The organism is uncultured Clostridium sp. (genome assembly GCF_963515715.1).
In the GTDB taxonomy this organism is placed as follows: Bacteria; Bacillota; Clostridia; order Clostridiales; family Clostridiaceae; genus Clostridium_AW.
This window is the reverse complement of record NZ_CAUPZS010000012.1, coordinates 82,035-101,249: the sequence shown is the minus strand read 5'-3', so window position 1 is coordinate 101,249 and position 19,215 is coordinate 82,035. Positions and strand designations below refer to the sequence as shown.

Genomic DNA, 19,215 nt, shown 5'->3' with positions numbered 1-19,215 from the left:
TGCTCAGGATGTTATCGATAATTCACCGGCTCTTCAAAACACAACTGCTGTTTCTAAAGGAAAGATCGTTTATGCACCAAACGATACTTACACAAATGAATCAATACAAACTTATCTAGAGTTATTTGAAGGACTTACAAACGCTTTAGCTAAGTAACATAAAGGAGTATAATATAGTGCCGAAAAATACAATGCAAAAAATGTATGGGGCTGAGAACTCTCAGCTCCAACATTATAATCAAAATAAAATATGGACAAAACCTTTTATATTAGCGATTATAGTTGTTATTATGCTAGGTATTATATCACTGTTTACTGGAGTTTATGATATATTAGGACAAGAGGATGGAATGAGTATGTTTTTCATAACTCGTGTTCCAAGAACAGTTTCACTAATGCTTACTGGAGCTGCAATGTCAATGTCAGGACTGGTAATGCAACTTATTACACAGAATCGTTTAGTTGAATCTACCACAACAGGAACTATTGAATGGGCAGGTTTAGGGCTTATTTTTGTTTATTTATTATTTCCTGCACCAACTTTAGTTCAACGAATGACTGGTGCAATCATTTTTTCTTTTATAGGGACTATGATTTTCTTTCTGTTTTTAAGAAAAATTAAACTTCGTTCGTCTTTAATTGTCCCTATTGTTGGGATGATGCTCGGAGCAGTTATTTCTGCAATTTCAACTTTTATTGGACTTGTTTTTCAAATGACGCAAAATATTGAAAATTGGTTTGTAGGTTCTTTTGCATCGGTTCAAATTGGAAGATATGAATATTTATGGATAATTGTTATAATTACTGTTCTTATTTTTATCTATGCTGATAGATTGACTTTAGCTGGACTAGGGGAAGATGTTACAACAAGTCTTGGAGTAAATTATAATAGGATAGTTCTTTTGGGTACTGGTCTTATTTCTTTTGCAGTTGGAATTGTTGCGGCTGTTATTGGAAACTTACCTTTTTTAGGTTTAATTGTACCAAATATTGTTTCAATGTATAGAGGTGATGATCTTAGGAGTAATTTGCCTTGGGTATGTGTGCTAGGAATGGGTACGATAACTGTTTGTGACATAATTTCTCGAACAATTATAATGCCTTTTGAAGTACCTGTCTCTTTGATACTTGGAACAGTGGGGTCAGTGGTATTTATTGTTATTTTATTGAGAAAAAGGAGGCTAAGATGAGTGAATTAGAATATCGTAATAATGAAAATGTCGAAATCGTCTCTAGCCTTCATAATGAAAATAGATCAGCTAGAGCTTTTCGTTCTAAGAAAGAAGAAAAACGTTATTGGATTTTGCTGATAACATTGATTGCTTTGGGCGCTCTTTCTTCCTATGGACTTTTGGTTTATAACAATCCAGTTCCAATAGATTCCCCTTCTTTTATCCCAGTTGTTAGAAGAAGGATGGTAGCTCTTGTTGCAATGATTATTTCTGCAATTTGCCAGAGTTTGTCAACCGTTGCGTTTCAATCGACTACGAATAATAGGGTTATAACTCCTTCACTTTTAGGTTTTGAAGCACTTTACTCAACAATTCATACTAGTACAATATTTTTCTTTGGTGCTAGTACATTTATAAATTTTAGTGGTGTTGGATCATTTATATTTCAAGTTGTTGTTATGGTATTGATGTGTTTGATACTTTATGGATGGTTGCTTTCTGGAAAGTATGGGAATTTACAACTTATGCTTTTGGTTGGAGTTATTATTGGAACTGGGTTGAAGTCTTTGTCATCTTTTATGAGAAGACTTCTTGCGCCGTCTGAGTTTGATATTTTACAGGCAAGATTGTTTGGCTCTGTCAATAATGCTGATTCTCAATATTTCTTTGTTGCAATTCCAATTGTAATAATTGCAGCATTACTTATTCTTGCTTATTCTAAGAAGTTAAATGTATTGTCACTTGGAAAGGATGTCTGTGCTTCTTTGGGAGTTAATCATCAATTTAGTGTAATCTATACTCTTGTATTAGTTTCTGTTTTGATGTCAATTTCCACGGCTTTGGTTGGACCACTTACTTTCTATGGATTTTTAGTTGCAACTTTGAGTTATCAAGTGGCGCCAACTTATGATCATAGATATATTTTTCCAATGGCTCTTGCTATAGGATTTTTGATACTAACGGGTGCATATTTTTTTATGTATCATGTATTCGCTGCCCAAGGTGTAGTTTCAGTTATTATCGAAATGTTTGGTGGCATAACATTTTTAATTGTGATTTTAAGGAAGGGGACTTTATGATAAAGATTGATAATGTTAAAAAGGTGTATAGTGATGAGGTAAAAATAGGACCTTTGAATATTAAAATACCAAAAGCTGGTCTTACTTCTTTAATTGGACCAAATGGTGCTGGAAAGTCTACGACACTTTTAATGATAGGAAGACTTTTAGATATGGATGAAGGTCAAATCAAGGTAGCAAATATGGATGTTTCTGAATCTAAATCAGAAGACTTAGCAAAAATTTTGACTATTTTGCGACAAGAAAATCATTTTGTAACCAGGCTCACTGTTAGACAATTAGCTGGATTTGGACGGTTTCCTTATTCAAAAGGAAGATTAACGAAAGAGGATGAAACTATTATTTCTAAATATATCGATTTTTTAGGCTTGACTGATCTAGAAAATAGATATTTAGATGAGCTTTCTGGTGGACAAAGGCAAAGAGCATATGTAGCAATGGTCTTGTGCCAAGAGACTGAATATGTACTTTTGGACGAGCCGCTGAACAATCTTGATGTTGCTCGTTCTGTTCAAATGATGGAGCATTTGAGGCATGCTGCTAATGAATTTGGAAGAACGATTCTGACTGTTATGCATGATATAAATTTTGCGGCCAAATATTCTGATAGAATTTGTGCTATGAAAAATGGACAAATTGCTGCTTTTGGAACAGCAGGAGAGGTTATGGACCCAGAAGTTTTGACGGATATTTTTGAAACAAAAATAGAAATTATTGATGGTCCTCATGGGCCAGTAGCGATTTATTAGTTGTAAAATTAAAAAAGAGAGGCATCACAGTAATACGTTGATTATCTTCATGACGATCATAATAATAGCTGGGAGAAGAGGTGACTTTAATAAATTGACATATACAATTGTTAGGGAAAAGAAAAATCAGATGATATAACAATTTTACATTATGACAATTTATATGATTTTTCTAATTTACTCATTGGCAAGGTTACTTATTAGAAGTATATTTTAAAAAATTAAGAGGCTAAGTTCTAGATTAACCTATATGATCTATAAACTTAGCCTCTTAATTTATACTCAAAAACGGAAGGAAAGTCTAGCCGTAATATGTCAAGACCTAAATAGTTAAAAATTGAAAGAAATATGTATGGTATTTCTAAAAAAGACGCACTTTAATAAGCCTTCAGAAAGCTGCAAATTTTTGAAGGTGTTAAAGGAATCTACTATCTATTAGTAGGTGGTATGTATAGTTGGTTGGTACTCAGCAGCGAGTAAACCAATCGAACTAATTTCCTTGCAGTAAGTGCGAGGGCACGTTTGTGTTGATATTTCGGGACTTCTTTAAACTTGGATTGATAGTAACGTTTGAATTCGGTATCGTGCATGCGTACCTTATTCGCAGCTTCCAAAAAATAATACTTTAGGTATTTGTTGCCCGAAAGAATCAACTTTGTATTGGAGGCTTGATAATCTTCAGATTGATATTGAGTTCATGTAATCCCCGTATATTTAGCTAAAGCTGCAAAAATGATGAAGCGTGCTAAAAATATAGAAGCTAGACAACAAAACATGATTGAGGAAAAATCAAAGCTTCTTAAAAATAAAGATCTTAAAGATTTTTAATTAAATATTGAAGAGTGTTATATGTCTCTCAGACTTTAGATTTGAGGGACTTTTGGTTAAGATGGATGAACTTTTATGCAAGACTAAAGATGTTTGTGTAATTAGTGAATATGGATAGAAAAGAAAGAGACTATATTTATGCTAGCATAGACTTTCATATAGAAAATGAAAAGAAAGTTGTAAATAAGAATAATTTTAAAGGTGGACGAAAAAGGTAATAAATTGGTATAATGTAGAAAACAAGTATTAGGGGGATTGAGTGTTTATGATAGTAAGTAAAGAAGAATTTAAAGAACTAAAAAAAGAAAGTGGTGGATTAAAAGGGGTTGAATGCATGGTTGTAGCAACTCTTTTAAGTGGAATAAACGAGTTAAACAAAAAATCAGGAGGAACATTAGAAGTCAGATCCAATGGATTGCTTTTTGATATTATTATGGGGAAGAAAGTATTTATACCCATATATAAGATTGATTCTGTAAATGTAGCTAACGGTGCTATTGAGTTTAATATAAAAGATGATATTAATACGAACAGGATTATTTTCAGTGTAGCAAAAGAAGATGATTTAAATAATTTATATAACACCATAATGGGTAGATTAGGTTTATTAGGAGTAGAAAATTTGAAATCGGTTAAAGAAATGAATACAAAAACAGATATTCAAGATGATCAAATTAGATGTCCTAAATGCTCTTCCACTCAAGTGCATGTTCAAAGAAAAGGGATTGGGGTAGGTAAAACAGCTGTAGGAGGTATGTTGGCAGGTCCAATGGGATTATTAGCTGGAGGAATAGGGAAAAATAAAATTGAATTAACATGTTTAAGATGTGGTCATAAATTTCAACCGGGTAAAAAATAAAAAACTTAAAAAAAAGTACTTACATTTGAGTAAGTGCTTTTTTGTTGTTATGTGAAAAGAGGTGATAATTATAGCAATAGTATCTACAACCTTGAGAATGTTTGACCAAATGACAAGGCCTCTTCAACAAGTAACGCAAGCTTTGAATTTAACTATATCAGCTATGGATAGCTTGAATAATTCCGCCAACAGGGATATAAGAGTTACTAATAATTTAAATGCTTCTAGAGGAGCAATGCAAAATGTAGGAGCAGAACTACAGAGATTAATAAGAGAACAGGATAGGGTTAGAAACAGCCAAGATAATCTAAATAATTCATTTAATGCAGGGATCAATTTTTCTAATGGATTGACAAGTAAGATTAAAGGGTTGGTAGGTGCTAATCTGGGAATTCAAGCTGCTAATTTAGAATACTAATTAATACAGCGCATATTTCTGTATAAGCACTGAAGGTATATCTTCTTAATATACCTTCAGTAAAGATTTTCATCATTTACATCAAATCAATTTCAAAATTGATGAGGGAATATGATTGCTCTCTCTTGTTTGTTTTATATTTCGATTCAATAAATCCTAGAAAGGAATTTATCTGATATTAAGTGGAATTTTATAGTTATGAATCATGGAACAATTTCAAAAACAGTACCTTGGTTAAAATCAGTCACATTCATAGAGCCATAAGCCCCTAAATATAGTCTGGTTTGATTCAGATTCGTTCCCAAACTAGCATAATAAGCTGATTGAGATCCAAAATTATAATCAGTTTCAATGACACTAAAATCACTTAGTTTACAATCTCTTCTTACCCTGGTATAAGCTAAAACACCTCTAATAGGAGGTTGAGATTCTTCATTTCGGGCAAAATCAGTAAACACAACGCTTCCAGTTAAGCCTGGAATTCTATTGCCCATATATGACTGGACTCCCGTAAGTGCAGTTCCTCCAAACTTATCCGGTCGGGGATCTTTATGAAAGTAACTAGTTAGAGGCTGAATACGCTGCACTGAAGTTTTTACTGTATCATTGTAATAAGCAATTATTTTCTCATCCAAAGTTGGATTTGCAGAGCAGTCCCTTATAATCGAAGTAGGAAGAGCACCTTCCCATCCTCGCCAGCCAAAGTTAATGAATCCTTCTTGGTCAGGTTCAGATTTCATTAAATAGGCTTGAACAAGCTGAGTAACCGGTATTGGTTTATAATTAACGAATGAAAAAATTGACTCTACCAGATCCTGTCCGACAATTCCTACATATTTGATATACTGGTTATATAACCTTTGAAATGTAATGCCAGGTATATTGCGAACCCCCTTGGCGATTACCGTAAGCGTTTCCTGAATAGGTACGGGGAGTTCATCAAAACGTGTGACTACCGGTGGATTATTGATAAATGTATTCTTAGCTACATCAATTTCAATTATTTTACCGGCGATTTCCATATCATTCTGGCTTGAATTAAATGGATCATAACCTGATCCACCATCTCCAGTTGTTAAAACAAGCTTTCCTGTTTCAGGTGAAAAGTTTAAGCTATTGACACCATTATGATTAAAAAATGGTCTTCTTAAATTAAGTAATGTCCGCCGTTTTTGAGGTTGACCATTGAATTGTAAAATCCATTCTTCAACTGTATCAATATGATCATAGTTAACTTCTCTATTTATCCACTTTTGGTTTAAGGTTTTGGGGTCACATGGGTTAGGCTTAAAAAATTCAGGAAGGCTTTGTCTTGAAACTTCTGAGCTTGGAAGAGCACCTGGACCTTGTGTTCCAGCTACTGAATAATGAAGATAAAACAGGCCGTTATAAGAAAAGTGGCGATGAAATGCTAGCCCTATCAATCCGCGTTCGTCATATTTACCACCAGCAAAACCTAGTTTTATGATTCGGGGGCGAATATCTAAAAAGGTTTTTATAACTCCGTTTCCAATGTAAAAGATCTCTCCTACCTGGGTTGCAATAAATAATCTTTCCATTGAGTCACCCGGAAGTATAGCTGTTTTCAAAACAGTAGGCATATTTATCTTACCAGCAATGGGCCGTAAACTAACTTTAACTTTTTTTAACAACTAACTTTACACTCCTCTATATTCTTTTCTTTTATAAGAATATGATTAGAAATGTTCTATTAGTACTAAATTGAGGCAGGGGAATCTGATGATGCATTGCACCATTTTCCGCACCGCCATCGGAGAAATCTAAGGCGGTCATTGAGGTATCAGCTTCAACTGATTAAGGGAGAAGATTGAGGAAGAACCATCAAATCCAAGATATATTCAAACGGTATGGGCAGGGTATCGGTTGAAAGGATAGAGATAAAGGCAACGGCATAAATACGCCTACAGTATGATATTTATTGGTTTAGAATGAGTTTATGAAAAAGTGTTATAATAAAACAGAGGTGATGAAGCATGGTTCATATTCTTGTTGTAGATGATGACAAAAATACGAGAAGATTTATGGAAGCAGTGTTAGAAGAAGAACAGTATATTGTATTTATAGCTTCCAATGGAGTGGAAGCTTTGGATATTTTAGATACAACTCACATTGATTTAGTCGTGTTAGATATTATGATGCCAAAGATGGATGGCTATGAATTTACAGAGATTTTGCGTAGCGTACAAAACGAACTTCCTATATTAATGGTTTCGGCGAAACAACTTCCTGCTGATCGAAAAAAAGGATTTCAAGTGGGAATCGATGATTTTATGACAAAACCAGTGGATGCAGAGGAAATGGTACTACGCATTAAAGCGCTGTTACGTCGTGCTAAAATTGCAAGTGAACGAAAAATAATGATTGGAAATGTAGTACTTGATGCAGACTCTTTATCGGTAACACGAGAGGGAGAAACACAAGTACTTCCACAAAAAGAGTTTCAGCTTCTATTTAAATTATTATCTTATCCGGATAAGATATTTACAAGGATTCAGCTTATGGATGAAATCTGGGGAACAGAGAGTGACTCGGGTTGGGAAACTGTAACTGTGCACGTTGGCCGGTTACGTAGGAGATTTGAGGGTTGGCCAGAATTTCAAATTGAATCGGTACGGGGGCTAGGGTATAAGGTGGTGAAGTTAGTATGATAAAGTTCAGAAGGAAGCATAAGAGGCCGAAAGATCCCCCACCAGTGATATTGACGTTAGTATTTGCTATTTTGGTTTTTTTAATATTGGGGATTACTATGGTGATTGTAGGTTCTTTTGTCGTATTGTTAAATAAACTACAAATTATTGATACCTTTAACGCACCAAATATTTGGATCCCAACTATTTATTTTGCAATTGCTAGTATATTAATCGGGACTATGGTTGCTATTATTTTTAGTCGTATACCATTAAAGCCAATTAATACAATCATTCATGGCATGAATCGATTAGCCAATGGAAAGTATCAAACACGAATAGATTTAGGACATGTATCGCTTGCCATGGACATATCCAATAGTTTCAATACACTTGCAGAAGAATTGGAAAATACAGAGATGCTTCGTTCTGATTTTGTCAATAATTTTTCCCATGAATTTAAAACACCAATTGTGTCAATCTGTGGGTTTGCTAAGTTATTACAAAAGGATACGATTTCGAAAGAAAAGCAAAAGGAGTATTTAAGTATTATCGTGGAGGAATCTACTAGACTTTCTGATATGGCAACCAATGTACTTAATTTGACTAAAGTTGAGAATCAAAGCATTCTAACGGACATTTCTCAATTTAATCTCTCGGAACAATTGCGAAACAGTGTATTAATGTTAGAGAATAAGTGGATGCAAAAAGGAATCTCAATTACTGTGGAATTTAATGAGTATTATATTGAAGCATGTGAAGAATTATTAAAGCAAGTGTGGATTAATATTTTGGATAATTCCATTAAGTTTTCACCAACTCATAGTGATATTGAGATTAAATTGATAGAAGAACATGATTTTATTATTGTATCCATCATTAATCATGGGCCAGAGATGAGTCTGGAGGAAGTTAAGCGTATTTATGATAGATTTTGGAAAGGGGATACCTCTCATGCCTCGGAAGGTACAGGAATTGGTTTATCCATTGCAAAACGAATTATAGAACTTCATAAAGGGAAAATTGATGTATATAGCTCAAAGGAGCAAACGAAATTTTCTGTTATTTTACCAAAATAGAGTATAATAATATATTGATTAGAGTAATTGTCTTAGGGCAATTGCTCTTTTTTTATGTATTAATATAAATATATGATGAGTTTAGTTTCAGTTTCTCTTTATGCGATATGATATTCCCAACTTACAGAAAGGGGAGTCATATGATTAAATTATTTAAAAATTTAACGAAAAAAGAATGGTTATTTGTGGGAATCAGCCTTGTGTTTATTATAGCGCAGGTATGGTTGGACCTAAAATTACCAGATTATATGAGTGAAATTACAATGTTGGTGCAGACTGAAGGAAGCACAATGAGTGAAATCTTAACTGCGGGAGGAAAGATGTTAACATGTGCACTAGGAAGTCTTGTTGGTTCCGTCATTGTTGCTGTATTAGCCGCAAAAGTTGCTTCCAACTTCGGTGCCAGACTAAGAGGACATCTATTTGATAAGGTACAGTCCTTTACGATGGAAGAAATCAATAGATTTTCTACATCCAGTTTGATTACAAGATCCACCAACGATATTACACAAGTGCAAATGCTTGTTGTAATGGGCTTACAAGTTATGATTAAAGCACCTATTCTAGCAGTATGGGCAATTATGAAAATTTATGGTAAAAATTGGCAATGGACATTAACAACAGCACTTGCGGTATTGTTCCTATTAGTTGTTGTTGGTTGTTGTGTAATTTTAGCAATGCCTAAGTTTAAGCAACTTCAAAAATTAACGGATGATCTAAATCGAGTAACGAGAGAGAATCTTACTGGTCTTCGGGTTGTTCGTGCATATAATGCAGAAGAATATCAAGGTCGTAAATTTGAAAAAGCAAATACAGAATTAACTGGAGCCAATTTATTTGCCAACCGTGTAATGGCTATGATGCTACCAAGTATCCAGTTAGTAATGAGTGGTTTATCCTTAGCAATTTATTGGGTGGGAGCGATTCTAATTCAAGAAGCTAGTATGATGGAGAAAATGACATTGTTTTCAGATATGATAGTTTTCTCCTCTTATGCAATGCAAGTAGTTATGGCATTTATGATGCTAATTATGATTTTTATTATGTTACCTCGTGCTTCCGTTTCTGCAAAACGTATTCTAGAAGTATTAGATACAAAACCAACTATCGTAGATGGACAGATTACGTCTTCAAAAACAAAATGTAAAGGTGAAGTGGAATTCAAAAATGTAAGTTTTAAGTATCCAGATGCAGAGGAATATGTAATACGTAATGTAAGTTTCACTGCAAAAAAGGGGGAAACGGTGGCATTTATCGGTTCCACTGGATGCGGTAAAAGTACGGTAGTGAATCTAGTACCACGTTTTTATGATGTAACAGAAGGAGAAGTTTTAGTAGACGGAATTAATGTGAAGGAATATAGCCAATACGCACTTCGTAATAAAATCGGGTATGTATCCCAAAAAGCAACGTTATTTGGAGGAACTATCAAATCGAATGTTGCCTTTGGAGATAATGGGAAGGAAGGATTTCTTGCCACTGATATTATAGAGGCAGTTAGTACTGCCCAAGCAGCTGAATTTGTAGAAGCAAAAGAAGAAAGCTATGATAGCTTTGTAGCACAAGGTGGTGCCAATTTATCTGGTGGACAAAAACAAAGAGTATCCATTGCCCGAGCGATTTGTAGACATCCAGAAATATTTATTTTTGATGATTCCTTCTCAGCGCTAGATTATAAGACAGACCGTAAATTACGTGATGCATTAAAACTTGAGTGTGCAGATGATACCAAACTGATTGTAGCACAACGTATTGGAACTGTTCGTGATGCAGACAAAATTGTAGTACTTGATGAAGGGGGAGTAGTGGGAATTGATACACATGAACAATTAATGAAAACATGTGAAGTGTATCAACAAATTGCGTATTCACAATTATCGAAGGAGGAGTTAGCATGAGTCATAAAGAAGAATATAAATTAGGGCAATCTAATTCTAATCATAGAAAACAAATGGGACCACCAGGACCAGGTATGGGCGGCGGTGGTGAGAAAGCCAAAGACTTTAAGAAAACATGGGTAAAGTTACTTCAATATTGTAAAAAATATTGGTTAGTTATGTCAATTGCATTACTTTGTGCAGTTATGGGTACTGTGTTAACCTTAATTGGTCCTGACAAACTATCAGAACTTACCGATTTGATTACAAAGGGAATTGTGACTGGAATTGATTTAGATGGTGTTGCTAGAATTGGTTGGATATTGGTTATATTTTATGGACTTAGTTTTCTGTTATCATTAATACAAGGTATGGTGATGGCTACTATTACACAAAATGTATCTAAACAGTTACGTGGAGATATTTCTGCTAAGATTAATCGTTTGCCGATGTGGTTTTATAATAAGACAACAACAGGAGATGTGCTATCTCGTGTGACTAATGACGTAGATACCATTGGGCAGTCTTTAAATCAAAGTGTGGGGACATTAGTTTCTGCAATTACTTTATTAGTTGGATCTTTGATTATGATGTTAAAGACCAATGTAATCATGACAATTACAGCAATTGTTGCAACTTGTATTGGATTTGTATTAATGATGCTTATAATGGGAAAATCACAAAAATACTTTGCACGTCAGCAACAGCATCTAGGTGAAATCAATGGACATATTGAAGAAATTTATGCTGGGCATACCATTGTAAAAGCTTATAATGGTGAAGCTGAAGCACGAAAGAAATTTGTTTATTTAAATAATGAACTTCGAGAAAGTACTTTTATGGGCCAATGTTTATCAGGGTTAATGATGCCCTTGATGTCATTTATTGGTAACTTAGGTTATGTTGCAGTTTGTGTAGTTGGTGCCGTTCTTGCAATGAATGAAACGATTTCCTTTGGAGTAATCGTGGCATTTATATTATATGTAAGATATTTTACACAGCCATTAAGTCAGCTTGCGCAAGCTGCCCAGTCTTTACAATCGGCTGCAGCAGCAGGAGAGCGTGTGTTTGAATTCCTTGAAGCGGAAGAAATGGGAGATGAGTCAACAAAGACAAGAAAGCCTGAAAATGTACAAGGTAAGGTTGATTTTGAACATGTACATTTTGGTTATGAAGGATCAGATAAAACAATTATTAATGATTTCTCGGTTTCCACAAAGCCAGGTCAAAAGGTTGCAATTGTTGGCCCAACTGGAGCAGGGAAAACTACGATTGTAAATCTTTTAATGCGTTTCAATGAAATAAAAAGTGGTACAATTAAGATTGATAATATTCCAATTCATCAGTTACGACGTGAGGATGTTCATGCACAATTTTGTATGGTGCTTCAAGATACGTGGGTTTTTGAAGGAACGGTACGTGAAAATCTAGTATATTGTACAGAAAATGTTTCTGAACAAACGTTAGAAGAGGCATGTAAAGCAGTTGGGTTGCATCATTTTATACGTACGCTTCCACATGGATATGATACGGTGTTAAATGATCAAGTGAATCTATCGGCAGGACAAAAACAACAACTTACAATAGCGAGAGCCATGATTGCAGACCGACCAATGTTAATTCTTGATGAAGCTACAAGTTCTGTAGATACTCGTACAGAGTTAATTATTCAAAATGCCATGGATGAGTTAATGAAAGGACGTACTTCATTTATTATTGCCCATAGACTATCAACAATTAAAAATGCGGATTTGATTCTTGTTATGAAAGATGGGGATATCATGGAGAGCGGAAATCATAACGAATTAATGGAACAAGGCGGATTCTATGCAGACCTATATAATAGTCAGTTCGATGCGGCGTAAATAGGAGGGACAGATTATAATGTTACAATTAAAGAAATATTAAAACAGTATATTACTGGTGATTTGATAATTAATAATATATCCACACAAAAATGCAAAGATAGAGGATGGGACTCATACCGCAATCATATAATCGGATTTGCGTTCCAAGGTTACAACTTAATTCCTCATCAGACTATATTATCTAATGTGGAATTGGCGCTTACGATATCGGGAATTTCCAAGAAGGAACGTCTTGTAATCATGGTGACGCATAATTCAGAACTTGCAGAAATTTTAATAAACCCAAAAGGCGTTGCAGCTGTTTAGTTACTGCATACGCCATTTTTTATATCGCATAGGAAAAATTCATGGAAACCAACAGTTAACGAATGCATACTCATCTTTCTCTTCAGATGCTAAATATGATGGATTATTTAAAAATAACTTACTATATGTTATAATTTTGAATATAGATAAAGCGTTAAGGAGGTGGCGGCTTGGCACAACAATATACCAGAAAAATAATTCGTGAGGTATTCATAAAGATGCTGAATGAGCGTCCACTTAACAAAATCACAGTTAAGGATATTGCTACAGCATGTGAGATAAACAGAAATACTTTTTATTATTACTACACAGATATATATGCACTTCTGTCAGAGATCTTCCAAAGAGAACTTCAGACAGTCATTGATGAATATAATGATACACTTTCCTGGGAGGAGAGTTTTATTGTGGCTGCTAAATTCGCTTTAGAAAACAGAAAAGCCATTTATCATGTATATAACTCTATGCAGAGGGAAGAATTAGTGAACTATATATACAATGTATCAGGAAATGTCATGATTCGGTATGTTGAAAAAGTAAGAGATGGTATCTCAGCCTCTTCAGGAGATAAAAAACTGATTGCCTCCTTTTATCAGTGTGCCCTCACTGAAATGGTACTACGCTGGATTGCTTCTGGAATGAAGGGGGACCCTGATACTATCATTAGACGGATCGGATACCTCTTCGATGGAAACATTGAGTTATCACTTAAGCGAAGTGCTGGTTTAAATGATGTCTAGTAAAAAATAATAGGAGATTCCTTTTGTATTAGGCATTTTAACCTAAATGCCTAAAAATTAAGCAAATAAACTGCGGTGTTCGAATTTCGAACACCGCAGTTTGTTTATCTAATGAAAAAGACACAAAAAAGCTATATCATAGATTTATAGAAATCTTACAGATAATAAGTATCCACAAAATTAAGGGAGAACTTATTATTTATTACACCATATGGGCATACTAGCAGAGTGAACATAGAAACTCTAAATATAATAGTAAGATTTAGAAAACTATTAAAAAATTAAGAAAGAGGTAGATAATAATGAAATTAAAGACACATGATGATAGACTTACCCTTACAAATGGAAGTTACCATGCCTTAGTAAATGCAAGAAAGCCTAAAGGAATTGAAGATAAAAAAGCTTATTTAATTGGCACTGGAATTGGAGCTTTGGCTGCTGGTTGTTTTTTAATTCGTGATGCTCACATGGATGGCAGCAAGATTACCTTCTTAGAACAATTAGACATTCCAGGTGGATCTTTGGACGGAAATGTTCGTCAAAATATGGATTATGTAGCACGTGGCGGACGTGAAATGGGTCACCATTTTGAGGTTTTATGGAGCTTATTTAGTTCATTACCATCTACAGAAGATCCTAATATGAGTGTTTTAGATCATTTTTATTATACAAACTACGATGATCCAAACTTTAGCAATTGCCGTATTACTAAAAATCAAGGTGAGCGCTATGACAATGGAAAATTTAATTTGGGCCAAGACTTAGCAAAAGAATTAGCTGCTTTTGTGAATATGCCAGACGAAGAACTTGAAGATAAAACCATGGAAGATGTTTTTTCTGAAGAGCTTCTAAATACTGATTTCTGGACATATTGGAGAACAATGTTTGCTTTTGAAAACTGGCATAGTGCTTTAGAGATGAAATTATATATGAATCGTTTCATTCACCATGTTGACGGATTGCCAAGTCTTTCTGCACTACAATTTTCAAGACATGATCAATACACTTCATTTGTAAAACCTATGGTTAAATATTTAGAAGACCATGGTGCTAAATTTGAATATGGAGTTACTGTTGATAACGTTGAATTCTTAATTTCAGCTGATAAAAAGGTTGCAAAGAAAATAGTTGCAAGAGATAAAACTGGAAAAGATATCTCTATTGATTTAACAGAAAACGACTTAGTGTTTATCACTAATGGTTCTATGACTGAAAGTTCAGGATATGGTGATGATAATACTCCTGCACCATTTAATAGGGAGATAGAAGGATGCTGGAAGTTGTGGAGAAATATAGCGGCTCAATCAGATGAATTTGGAAGACCAGATAAATTCTGTACAGATACAGAAAAATCTAATTGGGAATCTTGTACAGTAACTTGTCATGATGAACGTGTTCCTGAGTACATTGAAAAAATCACAAAACGTTCACCATACGGCGGACGTACTGTAACAGGTGGAATAGTTACAGCTCTTGACTCTTCATGGTTGATGAGTTGGACAATAAACCGTCAAGAACAATACTATGGACAACCTGAAAAAGATGTTGTTGTTTGGGTATATGGTTTATTCTCTGATGTTCCAGGAGATTATATCAAAAAACCTATGAGAGATTGTACTGGTAAGGAAATCACAAAAGAATGGTTATATCATATAGGTGTTCCTACAGATAAAATTGAAGAATTAGCAGGATCCTGTAGTGCAGTTCCTGTTATGATGCCATATATTACATCTCAATTTATGCCTCGTGCAGCTGGAGACCGTCCATATGTTGTACCAAAGAATGGAGTAAACTTTGCTTTCCTTGGACAATTTGCTGAAACATTGGATGATCCAGGTCGTGATACTGTATTTACTATAGAATACTCAGGACGTACAGCTATGGAAGCAGTATATGTTTTAACTGGAGTTGAAAAAGGAGTTCCTGAGGTATTTGGTTCAAGATATGATATCCGCTATTTATTAAGTGCAGGTGTATGTTTATTAGATGGAGAAAAACCAAAACTTGATTTACCACCACTGGCTAAACGTAAAATTTTAAAACAAGTATCAGGAACAGATATTGAAAAGTTATTAAAAGAATATGGAATTATTTAATGACAATTACAGTTAGATAATTTGATTAAAATCCCGAATTTTAAAAAATCGGGATTTTAATTTATATGTAGCTATTATTCATATTGCTACTTGGTATATTAATAATATAATAGAATGTCGCACGAAGGAGGGCACCTCTGTGAAAGAAAAAACAGATCTTAAGCAAATTTATATTCCTGCTATAGAAGAAATGCAAAGTTGGTATGAAGATGATTTACGAAGGGAAGCCATAAAATCATCTGAATACGAGAATAATAAAAAAATAGAAGAACAGGGAACGTTTTTTAAAGCTTTTCGAAGATTTGAAGAAAGGGATGAAAAAACTCCTTTTGATCCTAAAAAAAATAATGTTTATTACGAAAAATATAAAGCTTATGTGGAAGAAGAGACGATAGACCAAGGTAAAAAGATACAAGAAATTGAGAATTCAATTGAATATGAAAAGTTTTTTCTTCGTTGGGAAAGAAGAGTCAATAGCGAGAGTAATAATTACAGTCATTATAGCAGCAATTCAGCTACAAGATATCGCGTTGATCGCATAAAAAGGTTGGAAAAAGAGTTAGAGACAATTTTAGAAAATTCTCCGGAAGCATGGGAATTTTATTATAAACGCCAATTGATAAGCGATATAGAGACCCAGCATCAACAGCGTTTGGTAACTGTACCTTATGTAGTTAAAGCAAAACAAAAAGTAATAGATTCCTTGAATTTGGGTGTTCCTGTATATATTGTAGGACATTTGGGAAGTGGTAAAACACAATTAGCAACTGAAGCAGCTCTAGATTTTACTATTCAAAATAGAATACAAAGAGAATTAGAAGATAAAATGGAGGATTGGTTTTCTAAAAATCTAAATTCCACAGAAAAAGAAGCAATTGAAAAATTTGGAGAATTTAATGAAGAAAGAAAACTTTACTATAAAAATATTTTAACTAATGGAAGTAAAGAAGAAATAGAATCTTTACAGCCACTGTTTATATCTGGATCCCATAATTTAACTTATGAAGATATGTTTGTGGAAAAAACTTTGACTCTCAAACACAGTTTTTCTAAAGGATCTTATTCGGATTATCTGAATATGATTATAGGAGATTTTTATGAGTGGATGGATGAGCACAGAACTAGACTAGAGAAGATGAGTGATGAAGAACAGTTACAGCTTAAGATTCAAATATGGAAAAGTTTTTCTGATTTATTGGTAGCAAGTAATAGTGCATTTGGTACTGAAATTAAAAAAATAGAAAGAGAAATTTTGATTGCAGTAAAAGAAGGTCGTCCTGTAATCGTAGACGAATTAAATACAATTGCCATGCAAAATTTAATTGCTTTAAATGATATACTGCAGCGTCATGCGGGAAATACAGCTTATATTACAGGAGTTGGTCCTGTTTTGATTAAACCTGGATTTGGGTTTATTGGTACAGGAAACTTGTCAAGTCAAATGGTCAATTATGAAGGAACAAATGAATTAAATCCAGCTTTTAAATCACGTTTCGTAACTATTGAATATAATTATGTACCTCAAAAGACAATTGGTTCCTTAGAAGATCAAGAGTTTCCAGAAAGAAATGAACTTTTTAGAATAATAATAGCACAATTGGCTGATAAAAATGGAAATATCCATATTCCTGATTCTAAAAGAACATTAGAAGAATTGTTTAGATTTTCCCAATTGTGCAAGATTACTCAGAATGTTTTTATGGGAAAATGGAAAGATGATGAGGCTCAAAAAGATTCTGAGATGGGTGAATTAGAGCTGAGGGAATCTGTATTATCAATTCGTAATATTTTACACGTTTTAAATAATTGGAATAGAGGCGAAGAAAAAGACTTGAGCAGAGCTTTATGGGATGGTTTTATTAGTTCAATTACTTATCCTGATGACCAAAACTATATTCTCTCACAAGCGGTACGTTTTGGATTTTTCCCTGTAGGAGAAGGATGGAATATTGAGACAAAAGGCATAGGAGAAGCAACCACAACATATGATGAAATTCGTACTCGTTCATATCATTATGTTCGCCCATTAACAGAAACTTTAAGCTATTTAGATGTAGTTCATATGATATTTGGGAAAGGAACTCCTAGAAAAAACTTGCCAAAAGGACTAACAGAAACTTTTGAAGCAGCTATTGATGATTTGGCACAAGTTGATGCGAAAAAATATCAAAAATTAGATCAACAATTATCTCATTTAGAGCATTCAAAGGATCTACTTGAATACTTAGAAGATAATGGGGGAGAGAAATGAAGATAAATCTATCAGTAGATTCGAAGGATTTTAAGAGTCAAGTTAAAGATCTAAGAGAAAAGCTGAATAAATGCCAAGTAAATGGAATTTTAGGCGATGGTTTCGAAGAACAGTTAGATAAACTTCTACAAATGGAAGAAGAATTATTGACTGATTTAATTCCTTATTACCGAGTTTATGCAAACAATATAAAAAAGACTTCAATGGGGATAAATCCTATAAAACAATTGGGAGCTTTTAGTTTTGATAGTTTTTTACAAACTGTATTGAGAATTAATAAAAATCTTTTTATTACAAGTAGTATAGATAGAAAAGTTCAATTTTTTTATATAGATATTGGGGAGGATTTTTCTGATCATAATCAAATTGAAGTAGAGTGGACCCCTCCTATTAAAGAAATAAAAGAAACAATTTCCTTTATATATAAGTTGAATGACAAAGAAATTTTGCTTTTGGGAGTTAGAGGGGGATGCTATCTACTTTCAATCGATAATTTTGATGAAATGCCTAATGTTAACGGACAGATTAAAGTTAAAAGGATACAAACAGATCATGATTTTAATGGGTTTGGAAGATGTTTAGCGATTAGAGATAACTTATTTGTAGTGGAAAATGGAGATGAAAAATTAAATTTATTTGAAATAATAAAAGAAAATGATGAATATCGTTTGATTTTTCATAAAGATATATATTGCACTATTCCAAATTGGACGGTGTTAGAAAAAATAAATGAGGACTATTTTGCAGTTGGAACAAGGATGGGAAAATTATATTTTATCAAATATGAAAAGGGACAGTTTACTATTACAGAAAAAATTGATTTTTCACATGATGAAATAAGGAAAATTAGATGCTTAGAGGATGAAAGGTGTAATAAAAATTCTCTTATAGTGACAGGAAATAAAGGGCAGTTTAAAATATTTTCTTTATGCGAAGATTCAAAAACTATAAAAATAGAATTAAATGATTTAAAAGGTAATTTGTTTGACGTTCAATCTAAGAGTGGCACAACAATAGTTTTAAGTGAAGATGGAATCATATACTTACTTGAAGAGAACTTTGGAAATTGGTATCTAAATGAAGATGCGACGATTAAAGACGCTTTTTTTACCAATGTCTTTAAATTAGATACTTCAAAATATTTATTAATGGATATAGAAGGTAAGTTAAATCTGTTGTATGTTGACAGAATTGACACACCAAAAGACTTGTGGAATCTGCCACTGTATCAATAGGAGGGATGAG

Annotated in this window: 14 protein-coding genes and 1 pseudogene; 14 read left to right on the top strand and 1 reads right to left on the bottom strand. The window is 33.7% G+C overall.

Annotated elements, in window-relative coordinates; translation table 11 throughout:
- The first annotated feature begins 176 nt into the window (after positions 1-176).
- The 5 genes from RYO54_RS10360 to RYO54_RS10335 all read left to right on the top strand — a co-directional run bounded on the left by RYO54_RS10360 (position 177) and on the right by RYO54_RS10335 (position 5,105).
- Positions 177-1,190: an iron chelate uptake ABC transporter family permease subunit gene (locus tag RYO54_RS10360; protein WP_315118317.1), complete on the top strand. Its 1,014-nt coding sequence runs from the start codon at positions 177-179 to the stop codon at positions 1,188-1,190.
- Between the two features lie 113 nt (positions 1,191-1,303).
- On the top strand, positions 1,304-2,251 hold the full coding sequence (locus tag RYO54_RS10355) for an iron chelate uptake ABC transporter family permease subunit (protein ID WP_315118315.1): 948 nt from the start codon (positions 1,304-1,306) through the stop codon (positions 2,249-2,251).
- On the top strand, positions 2,248-3,000 hold the full coding sequence (locus tag RYO54_RS10350) for an ATP-binding cassette domain-containing protein (protein WP_315118313.1): 753 nt from the start codon (positions 2,248-2,250) through the stop codon (positions 2,998-3,000). The genes RYO54_RS10355 and RYO54_RS10350 overlap by 4 nt, the downstream gene beginning before the upstream one ends.
- A gap of 1,093 nt (positions 3,001-4,093) precedes the next feature.
- Positions 4,094-4,687 (top strand): hypothetical protein, encoded by a 594-nt coding sequence (locus RYO54_RS10340; RefSeq protein ID WP_315118311.1) that lies wholly within the window; start codon positions 4,094-4,096, stop codon positions 4,685-4,687.
- Between the two features lie 97 nt (positions 4,688-4,784).
- Positions 4,785-5,105 carry a hypothetical protein gene (locus RYO54_RS10335; protein ID WP_315118310.1) on the top strand — a complete coding sequence of 107 codons (321 nt, stop codon included), beginning with the start codon at positions 4,785-4,787 and terminating at the stop codon, positions 5,103-5,105.
- 203 nt (positions 5,106-5,308) lie between these two features.
- Here the strand turns inward: RYO54_RS10335 and RYO54_RS10330 are convergent, their stop codons facing one another.
- The gene (locus RYO54_RS10330) at positions 5,309-6,706 is read right to left on the bottom strand and encodes a PQQ-dependent sugar dehydrogenase (protein ID WP_315118335.1); all 1,398 of its coding nucleotides are present in this window, start codon (positions 6,704-6,706) and stop codon (positions 5,309-5,311) included.
- 393 nt (positions 6,707-7,099) lie between these two features.
- On the opposite strand from RYO54_RS10330, the gene RYO54_RS10325 reads away from it, so the two are divergent.
- The 9 genes and pseudogenes from RYO54_RS10325 to RYO54_RS10285 all read left to right on the top strand — a co-directional run bounded on the left by RYO54_RS10325 (position 7,100) and on the right by RYO54_RS10285 (position 19,205).
- Complete coding sequence (locus RYO54_RS10325) at positions 7,100-7,774, top strand: response regulator transcription factor (RefSeq protein ID WP_315118308.1); 675 nt, start codon at positions 7,100-7,102, stop codon at positions 7,772-7,774.
- Positions 7,771-8,832, top strand: a complete 1,062-nt coding sequence (locus tag RYO54_RS10320; RefSeq protein WP_315118305.1) for a HAMP domain-containing sensor histidine kinase — start codon at positions 7,771-7,773, stop codon at positions 8,830-8,832. Before RYO54_RS10325 ends, RYO54_RS10320 begins: the two co-directional genes overlap by 4 nt.
- Positions 8,833-8,972: 140 nt before the next feature.
- Complete coding sequence (locus RYO54_RS10315; protein ID WP_315118303.1) at positions 8,973-10,730, top strand: ABC transporter ATP-binding protein; 1,758 nt, start codon at positions 8,973-8,975, stop codon at positions 10,728-10,730.
- Positions 10,727-12,574 carry an ABC transporter ATP-binding protein gene (locus RYO54_RS10310; RefSeq protein WP_399549343.1) on the top strand — a complete coding sequence of 616 codons (1,848 nt, stop codon included), beginning with the start codon at positions 10,727-10,729 and terminating at the stop codon, positions 12,572-12,574. The genes RYO54_RS10315 and RYO54_RS10310 overlap by 4 nt, the downstream gene beginning before the upstream one ends.
- Positions 12,575-12,613: 39 nt before the next feature.
- Positions 12,614-12,808: pseudogene (locus tag RYO54_RS10305) on the top strand (hypothetical protein); the annotation flags it as partial.
- Positions 12,809-13,053: 245 nt separating this feature from the next.
- On the top strand, positions 13,054-13,623 hold the full coding sequence (locus RYO54_RS10300) for a TetR/AcrR family transcriptional regulator C-terminal domain-containing protein (protein WP_315118301.1): 570 nt from the start codon (positions 13,054-13,056) through the stop codon (positions 13,621-13,623).
- Between the two features lie 302 nt (positions 13,624-13,925).
- Complete coding sequence (locus RYO54_RS10295) at positions 13,926-15,719, top strand: oleate hydratase (protein WP_315118300.1); 1,794 nt, start codon at positions 13,926-13,928, stop codon at positions 15,717-15,719.
- A gap of 139 nt (positions 15,720-15,858) precedes the next feature.
- On the top strand, positions 15,859-17,970 hold the full coding sequence (locus RYO54_RS10290) for a hypothetical protein (protein ID WP_315118298.1): 2,112 nt from the start codon (positions 15,859-15,861) through the stop codon (positions 17,968-17,970).
- Positions 17,967-19,205: a hypothetical protein gene (locus tag RYO54_RS10285; protein WP_315118297.1), complete on the top strand. Its 1,239-nt coding sequence runs from the start codon at positions 17,967-17,969 to the stop codon at positions 19,203-19,205. The genes RYO54_RS10290 and RYO54_RS10285 overlap by 4 nt, the downstream gene beginning before the upstream one ends.
- Positions 19,206-19,215 lie beyond the last annotated feature (10 nt).

Coding starts and splice junctions, on each gene's coding strand:
- RYO54_RS10285 (WP_315118297.1), top strand. CDS start 17,967: ATGAAGATAAATCTATCAGTAGATTCGAAGGATTTTAAGAGTCAAGTT.
- RYO54_RS10325 (WP_315118308.1), top strand. CDS start 7,100: ATGGTTCATATTCTTGTTGTAGATGATGACAAAAATACGAGAAGATTT.
- RYO54_RS10310 (WP_399549343.1), top strand. CDS start 10,727: ATGAGTCATAAAGAAGAATATAAATTAGGGCAATCTAATTCTAATCAT.
- RYO54_RS10340 (WP_315118311.1), top strand. CDS start 4,094: ATGATAGTAAGTAAAGAAGAATTTAAAGAACTAAAAAAAGAAAGTGGT.
- RYO54_RS10295 (WP_315118300.1), top strand. CDS start 13,926: ATGAAATTAAAGACACATGATGATAGACTTACCCTTACAAATGGAAGT.
- RYO54_RS10320 (WP_315118305.1), top strand. CDS start 7,771: ATGATAAAGTTCAGAAGGAAGCATAAGAGGCCGAAAGATCCCCCACCA.
- RYO54_RS10330 (WP_315118335.1), bottom strand. CDS start 6,706: ATGCCTACTGTTTTGAAAACAGCTATACTTCCGGGTGACTCAATGGAA.
- RYO54_RS10315 (WP_315118303.1), top strand. CDS start 8,973: ATGATTAAATTATTTAAAAATTTAACGAAAAAAGAATGGTTATTTGTG.
- RYO54_RS10350 (WP_315118313.1), top strand. CDS start 2,248: ATGATAAAGATTGATAATGTTAAAAAGGTGTATAGTGATGAGGTAAAA.
- RYO54_RS10335 (WP_315118310.1), top strand. CDS start 4,785: ATGTTTGACCAAATGACAAGGCCTCTTCAACAAGTAACGCAAGCTTTG.